Annotated in this window: 6 protein-coding genes; 1 reads left to right on the forward strand and 5 read right to left on the reverse strand. The window is 68.5% G+C overall.

The window, feature by feature from the left end:
* Positions 1–55: 55 nt before the first annotated feature.
* From holA to ASE22_RS24690, 4 genes are read right to left on the reverse strand one after another with little or no spacing between them, the layout of a single operon-like run.
* Positions 56–1,078: a DNA polymerase III subunit delta gene (gene holA / locus ASE22_RS24675; RefSeq protein ID WP_056366064.1), complete on the reverse strand. Its 1,023-nt coding sequence runs from the start codon at positions 1,076–1,078 to the stop codon at positions 56–58.
* Positions 1,075–1,581 (reverse strand): LPS assembly lipoprotein LptE, encoded by a 507-nt coding sequence (gene lptE, locus ASE22_RS24680; protein WP_056366067.1) that lies wholly within the window; start codon positions 1,579–1,581, stop codon positions 1,075–1,077. The genes holA and lptE overlap by 4 nt, the downstream gene beginning before the upstream one ends.
* The gene (gene leuS, locus ASE22_RS24685) at positions 1,578–4,085 is read right to left on the reverse strand and encodes a leucine--tRNA ligase (RefSeq protein ID WP_056366069.1); all 2,508 of its coding nucleotides are present in this window, start codon (positions 4,083–4,085) and stop codon (positions 1,578–1,580) included. The genes lptE and leuS overlap by 4 nt, the downstream gene beginning before the upstream one ends.
* 19 nt (positions 4,086–4,104) lie before the next feature.
* Positions 4,105–4,551, reverse strand: coding sequence for a DUF3576 domain-containing protein (locus ASE22_RS24690; protein ID WP_056366074.1), 447 nt, complete (start codon positions 4,549–4,551; stop codon positions 4,105–4,107).
* A 309-nt stretch (positions 4,552–4,860) separates the two neighbouring features.
* Here ASE22_RS24690 and ASE22_RS24695 point away from each other — a divergent pair, with 309 nt between their 5' ends.
* Positions 4,861–5,502: a porin gene (locus ASE22_RS24695; RefSeq protein ID WP_235537442.1), complete on the forward strand. Its 642-nt coding sequence runs from the start codon at positions 4,861–4,863 to the stop codon at positions 5,500–5,502.
* Positions 5,503–5,553: 51 nt separating this feature from the next.
* Here ASE22_RS24695 and eda read toward each other — a convergent pair.
* Positions 5,554–6,025 (reverse strand): bifunctional 4-hydroxy-2-oxoglutarate aldolase/2-dehydro-3-deoxy-phosphogluconate aldolase (eda, locus tag ASE22_RS24700; protein ID WP_056366080.1); only part of this gene is annotated, 472 nt, incomplete at its 5' end.

Genomic DNA, 6,025 nt, shown 5'->3' on the forward strand with positions numbered 1-6,025 from the left:
GTTCAGACGGCGACCGAACGTCCTCAGATCCCGTCTCAGCAAGCTTCCTCGAGGCTCAGCGCCGTGCTGCCGCCGCGACCCGCGCGATGGTGAGAAGCTCCTCGCCGATCAGCACCAGGCCGGGCGATCCCGAGCGCTTATAGGCGCGTTCGAGCGCGGCGAGACGGGTAGTGGCGGTGGCGATGCGATCCGGCGACCAACGCTGAAGAAGCCCGGCCACGACCTTCTGATCCTTCCAGAAAATCGCCCGGCCGGCACCTGCCATCACCGATTCGACGCTCTGCCCGCCCGCGACCTCGGCGCGCAGCGGCGCGATCTGGGCAAGGCGGCGCAGCACCGCACGGACCGCGCCGATCGCCTCGGACGCGCCGATCAGCGCCAGCTCGGAAGCAGCCTGGTCGGGCCGTCCGCCCATCACCGCATCGACGATCGCGCTGAGATCGCTCTCGTCATTGGCGGCCCCGATCGTCTCGAAGGCGGCGCTGTCGGCGGGTTTGGGGTCCTCGGGGCTGGCGTCGAGGAACAGCGCCAGCTTTTCCAGCTCGCGCGCCATCAGGCCCCGGTCGGCGTTGGTCGCGGAGACGATCGCCTGGGCGGCACGCGGTTCGAGCCGCAGACCGAGCTCGCGGCCGATCTCGACGGCGACCTGGTCGGCCTGCCGCCCCTCGGGCAGATAGGAGGCGAAGGCGAGCGCGGCGGGGGAGGCGAGGGCGAGCTTCACCAGCTTCGCGTCCTTGCGCAGGTTGCCCGCGATCGCGACCACCGGGTTGCCGGCCGACGTCGCTTGGAGCAGCGCCGCGGCGGCGTCGACGATCTCGTCGCCCGCCGGGTCGACCCTGATGTGCCGGGCGCCACCGAACAGCGAGATCGAGGCGGCCTCGTCGGCGAGGCGAGCGGGATCGTCCTTGAGCTGGCTGCCGCCGAGATCGATCCGCTCGGCATCGGCGCCCATCGCCTTGTCGATGCGGGCGGCCAGCGCCCGCGATCCCGATTCGTCGGGGCCGTAGAGGAGGATCAGCCGGATGGCGGGATCGGGCTTGTCGAGCGCGCGCGCGATCTGGCCGGCGTCGGCTTTCACTGGGCCGCGCTGCGCCCCGCATAGGTGGCCAGCCGCGCGACGATCTGGTCAGCGAGATTCTCGGCCAGCCGTTCGAGCGCGGTCTGCTCGGCGGCGACGGTGGCATATTCGGAACCGGTGACGTCGATGCCGGCATCGGACGCGGCGGTCTGGTCGAGCAGCACGCCGCCGGTTGCCGCGTCCAGCAGGCGATAGCGGGCGCGCAGCGTCCGCCGCTCGCGGCTGATCGCATTGTCCTGCCGGATACCGAAGCCGGTGATCTGGTCGTCGAGTTCGACCTCGAGCCGAAAGCGCGGGGTCGTCTCGCCCTGGCGGTGGAGCCGGTCGTTGAGCGCGTTGCGGATCAGCCAGCCATTCTGGCCGCCGATCGCCGAGACCTCGACGGCCCGCAGCGACGAGGCGACCGAGCCCGCGCCGCCATCGGCGTAGAGCGGGTGCAGCACACAGCCCGGCAGCGCCGCCGCCATGCCGATCGCACAGGCCAGGAGCAGCGCGCGGGTCATGCGACGATGTTCACCAGGCGATCGGGCACGACGATGATCTTCTTCGGCGTGTTGCCCTCGAGCAGTTTGGCGACCTTGTCGGATTCGAGCGCCATCCGTTCGAGCGCGTCCTTCGGCGCGCCCTTGGGGGCGGTCAGCGTGTCGCGCAGCTTGCCGTTGATCTGCACCGCGATCGTCACCTCGTCATCGACCAGCAGGGCGGGATCATGCTCCGGCCAGGGCGCGTCGGCAACCAGTCCCTGCTCGCCGAGCCGGTCCCAGGCCTCCTCGGCGAGATGCGGCACCATCGGCGCGACGAGGCGGACGAGGGCGCGGGCGGCGGCGGTGCGGCTCGCCGAGGGCGCGGCCTTCTCGATCGCGTTGGCGAGCTCGTGGACCTTGGCGACGGCGCGGTTGAAGCCCAGCCCCTCGATGTCGGCGGCGATGCCCGCGATCGCCTTGTGGAGCTTGCGGTCCAGCTCCCGGTCGCCGCCGTCTCCCGCTTCGGCGGCATCGGTGATGCGCCACAGCCGGTTGACGAAGCGCCAGCAGCCCTCGATGCCGCTCTCGGTCCATTCCAGGTCGCGTTCGGGCGGGCTGTCGGACAGCATGAACCAGCGCACCGCGTCCGCGCCATATTGCTCGACGATCGGACCGGGATCGACGGTGTTCTTCTTCGACTTGGACATCTTCTCGATGCGGCCGACCGTCACCGGCTGGCCGGTCGCGATCACCGCGCCGTTCGAGATCTCCTCGGGGCTCAGCCACTGTCCGTCGGGACCCTTGTAGGTCTCGTGCGTCACCATGCCCTGGGTGAACAGGCCGGTGAACGGCTCCTTGACCGAGATCTTGCCGATCCGTTCGAGCGCGCGGGTCCAGAAGCGCGCGTAGAGCAGGTGGAGGATCGCATGCTCGACCCCGCCGATATATTGCCCCACCGGCATCCAGCTCTCGGCCACGGCGCGGTCGAACGGCTTGTCCGATGGCTGGCTGGCGAAGCGGATGAAATACCAGGAGGAATCGACGAAGGTATCGAGCGTGTCGGTCTCGCGCCGCGCGGGCTTGCCGCAGCTGGGGCAGTCGACATGCTTCCAGGTCGGATGGCGGTCGAGCGGGTTGCCGGGAATGTCGAAGTTGACGTCCTCGGGCAGCACGACGGGAAGCTGGTCGACGGGAACCCCGACCGGTCCGCAATCGTCGCAATGGATGATCGGGATCGGCGTGCCCCAATAGCGCTGGCGCGACACGCCCCAGTCGCGCAGCCGCCATACGGTGGTGCCGGTGCCCCAGCCCTCGGCCTCGCCGCGCGCGATCACCGCCGCCTTGGCCTCCTCGACCGACAGGCCGTCGAGGAAGGCCGAATTGACGATGCGGCCGGGGCCGACATAGGCCTCGTCGCCGATCGGCGCGGCGGCCTCTTCGGGGGAGGGGGCGACGACCCTTTTGACCGGCAGCGCATATTTGCGCGCGAAGTCGAGGTCGCGCTGGTCGTGCGCGGGGCAGCCGAACACCGCGCCGGTGCCATAGTCCATCAGCACGAAATTGGCGACGAACAGCGGCAGCTTCCAGCTCGGGTCGAGCGGATGCACCACCGAGAGGCCGGTGTCGTAGCCCTTCTTCTCGGCGGTCTCGATTTCGGCCGCGGCGGTGCCGGTGCGCTTGCACTCGGCGATGAAGTCCTGCAGCGCCGGATTGCCCGAGCTCAGCGCCTGGGCGATCGGATGGTCTGCGGCGACCGCCGCGAAGCTGGCGCCGAACAGCGTGTCGGGCCGTGTCGTGAACACGTCGAGGCTGGTCTGGTTGCCGGCCGGAGCGTCGAGCCGGAAGGTGAAGCGCATGCCCTGCGACTTGCCGATCCAGTTCTCCTGCATCGTCCGGACCTTCTCGGGCCACTGGTCGAGCGTCTTGAGGCCGTCGAGCAGTTCGTCGGCGAAATCGGTGATCTTGAGGAACCACTGGTTGAGCTTGCGCCGCTCGACCAGCGCGCCCGAGCGCCAGCCCCGCCCATCGATCACCTGCTCGTTGGCGAGCACGGTCATGTCGACCGGGTCCCAGTTGACCGCCGATTCCTTGCGGTAGACGAGGCCCGCCGCATAGAGTTCGAGGAACAGCGCCTGTTCCTGGCCGTAATAATCGGGTTCGCAGGTCGCCAGCTCGCGGCTCCAGTCGAGCGCGAAGCCGATCCGCTTGAGCTGCGCGCGCATCGCCGCGATGTTGGCGCGTGTCCAGTCGCCCGGATGGACCTTCTTCTCCATCGCCGCATTCTCGGCCGGCATGCCGAAGGCGTCCCATCCCATCGGGTGGAGCACCTCATAGCCCTTCATCCGCCGATAGCGGGCGAGCACGTCGCCCATCGTATAGTTGCGGACATGGCCCATATGGATGCGCCCCGAAGGATAGGGGAACATCTCCAGCACATAGGTCTTCGGCTTGGGGCTGTCGTCGCGCGCCCGGAAGGTGCCCTGGCTTTCCCAGACACCCTGCCAGTGCGCGTCGGCCTTCAGATGGTTGAAACGCGCGCTCACTGATATTCCGCTTCTCTGTCTATCCGACGCTGATGGTGGCGCGGCGCAGATCGCGCGCCTTGGTCAGGATGATGTCCTCGAGCTTCTGCACGGTCGCGGCCTGGACCGCCGAATCGACCCAATTGCCGTTCGACAGCACCTGGCGCTGCGCCGCGACGCGGACGGCGTCGGCGCGCAGGTCGGAATCGAGGATGGTGACGGTCAGCTTCATCCGCTCGGCCGGCTGGTTGGGATTCACATACCAGTCGGTGACGATCACGCCGCCGTTCGAATCGGTCTGCAGCAGCGGCATGAAGCTCAGCGTCTCGAGCGACGCCTTCCACAAATAGGTGTTGATGCCGATCGTCGTCGTCTTGGCGGCCGCCACGTCGGAGGCTAACTGCGCCTTGTTCCGGCCGCCGCCGCAGCCTGCCAGCAGGGCGACGAGGGCGATGGCGGTCGCGGTGCGGAGGGTGCGGCTGGTCATGTCCGGGCGTCCTTGGGGATCGATGGTATCGCGATGCCGGCCGTTATAGTCGGAACCCCCGGACCCGCAAGCGATCTTGACGCGTTGCAGCGCCGCGCGTGGCGCCAGCTGTGGAGTAAATGCAACAATGTCTTTTTTTCGCCCAGGACTCTGAAAATTCGCGGAAAGTCGGCTGGCATCGACTCGTTGGCGATGCTAGTGCGCCCTATATAGAATAAAATCGAGTTGTGCAGGATGATGGCAAAGGGGGTCAGAAAAGTGCTGTTTGGCGCCGCTGCGGCTGCGTCGATGGCCTTTGTCGTCCCTGCGATGTCCGCCAAGCCAGCACCCGCCCCCAAGGTCAAGATCGACAAGAAGAAGGCCCGCGGCATCGGCTTCTTCACGCCGACCGCCGCCGATCCGCGGCAGGCCGCCCTGTTCGATCGCGTCGGCGGCAGCTTCAACGATCCCGGTTTTCGCTTCACCCCCTCGGGCGGCAACGGCAAGCGCGCCGTGACCGTCGCGATTCGCGCCCGTTCGAGCAACCGGCCCAGTGCCGGCACGCTCGCTGCCGCGAACAGCACCACGCTCTCCGCAGGCCTCGCTCCTAGCGCCTACAGCCTGGGCGCCTCGCTGGGCTGGAAGCATTTCGCGCTGTCGGGCGACTTCGCCAAGATCGACGGCGGCGTCGTCCCCGAGGGCCGCGAGATGGCCGATATCGGTCTGAGCTATTCGGGCCGCAAGTGGAGCACCCGCCTGCTGTTCGGTGCCGAGCGCGCCACTGGCAACGCCCCGATCGGCGGGCCGGACGAGGCGATGTCGGTCGATCTCGGTACCTCCTTCTCGCTGACCCGCAACCTCGAGCTCTCGGGGGGCGTCCGCTACAAGTCCCAGCGCGAGCGGCTCGACCTGAGCAGCGACCAGCGGCGCGACAGCCAGGCGATCTACATCGGAACCGCCTTCAAGTTCTGACCTGGAGCGAAGGCTGATAGCCTTCCCTTTCTCTCCGTCTGACCGCCGCGGCTAGGCCTTCAGCTTCGCCGCCGCCTTGGCGCGCTTCACGATCTCGGCGATATCGGGCTTGCCTGCGGGGACGATCCAGCTTCCACCCACACACAGCACCGCATCGAGCGCGAGCCAGTCGCGGGCATTGTCCTCGGTGATCCCGCCGGTCGGGCAGAAGCGGGCGGCGGCGAGCGGTGCGGCGAGCGCCTTGAGCGCGGGGATGCCGCCATTGGCCATGGCGGGGAAGAATTTGAAATGGGTGAGCCCCATGTCGAGGCCGCGCATGATGTCGCCGGCATTGGCGGTGCCCGGCAGGAAGGGCAGCCCGGTGCCGATCGCGGCGTTGGCGAGCCGGTCGGTGAGGCCSGGCGAGACGAGGAAGCGCGCGCCAGCGTCCAGGCTCGCCTTGACGTCGTCGGGGGTGAGCACGGTGCCCGCGCCGACGACGGCGCCCTCGACCCTGGCCATCTCGCGGATCACGTCGAGCGCG

Source organism: Sphingomonas sp. Root720 (assembly GCF_001428605.1).
Classification (GTDB): Bacteria; Pseudomonadota; Alphaproteobacteria; order Sphingomonadales; family Sphingomonadaceae; genus Rhizorhabdus.